Source organism: Actinoallomurus iriomotensis, assembly GCF_030269445.1.
Classification (GTDB): domain Bacteria; phylum Actinomycetota; class Actinomycetes; order Streptosporangiales; family Streptosporangiaceae; genus Actinoallomurus; species Actinoallomurus iriomotensis.
Genome location: NZ_BSTJ01000032.1, coordinates 1 through 1271, shown reverse-complemented (window position 1 = coordinate 1271; position 1271 = coordinate 1). Strand labels below are relative to the sequence as shown.

The window sequence follows — 1271 nt, the reverse complement described above, 5'->3', positions numbered from 1 at the left end:
CCTTCGGTTCTAGGGGTCGTCGCAACACCGGTTGATCAACTGGTTGGTGTCAGGAGTTTAGTGAGGCGCTCGGCTGGGGTTTCCCAGCCGAGCGTTTTGCGTGGTCTGGAGTTGAGTTCGGCGGCGACGGCGTTCAGGTCTTGGCGGGTGTGGATCGATAGGTCGGTGCCTTTGGGGAAGTACTGGCGGAGCAGGCCGTTGGTGTTTTCGTTGCTGCCGCGCTGCCAGGGTGAGTGCGGGTCGCAGAAGTAGACGGGCATGTCAGCCGTGACCGCGAACTCCTGGTGCAGGCCCATCTCCGAGCCTTGGTCCCAGGTCAGGGAGCGTTTCAGCTCTGTTGGCAGGGTCTGGATGGTTTCGGCGAGCGCGTCGCGGACGGTCTCGGCTGTGCGGTCGGCGGGCAGGTGGACGAGCAGGACGTAGCGGCTGGCGCGTTCGACGAGGGTGCCGATCTGTGAGGCCTGGTTCTTGCCGATGATCAGGTCGCCTTCCCAGTGCCCGGGCACGGCGCGGTCGGCGGCCTCGGCGGGACGTTCGCTGATCATCACCATCGGATACGCCATCCGCTGCCGGCGCTGCTGGGTTTGACGGCGGGGTCGTCTCATCGCTCGCCCGGTGCGTAGCGCTTTGGTCAGCTCGCGGCGCAGTTCTCCACGTCCTTGCACGTAAAGGGCCTGGTAGATCGTCTCGTGCGTCACGTGCATCTCCGGACGGCCGGGAAAGTCGCGGCGGAGCTGGTGCACAATCTGCTCCGGACTCCATCGTCTGCCCAGACGCTCCTGGATGTAGTCCCTCAGCTCGAGATTCCCGCCGATCTTCCTCGGCTTGGGTCGAGGCCGGCGCGCGTCGGCGCGGGCCTGAGCCGCGTGCGGCCGATAAAACCACCGGCCGTCGCGCTCGTGCGAGCGGTTACGCCGGATCTCCCTGCTGATCGTCGACGGGCTACGACCCAGCTCGGCCGCGATGCCGCGAACAGAGGCGCCTTCACGCAGGCGGTCAGCGATGTGAACGCGTTCGTCTTGACGCAGGTAACGCGAGGGACCGGTCTGCGCACTCGGCCTTCTGATCGGCGGCCTGGCCTTGTTGTGGGCGGTGGCCCGCACGCCGTTACGCCACCGCTTACCCGTCCGCCGGTTGATGCCGACAATCCGGCACGCTTCCCGACTGCTCATGCCCTGATCCATAAGCCGGAAGTATTCCTCCCGCTCACGGACCAGGGCCTTGCCCCGCGGCTTACGATCCACACGGATCTCGAAGGCCATCGAACTCCC

General features: G+C 66.1%; 1 protein-coding gene. It reads right to left on the bottom strand.

Going from position 1 to position 1271, the window contains the following annotated elements:
• Positions 1-35: 35 nt before the first annotated feature.
• Entirely contained in the window at positions 36-1172 is a 1137-nt protein-coding gene (locus tag QSK37_RS51275) for an IS30 family transposase (protein ID WP_285637435.1), read from the bottom strand.
• Positions 1173-1271: the final 99 nt, after the last annotated feature.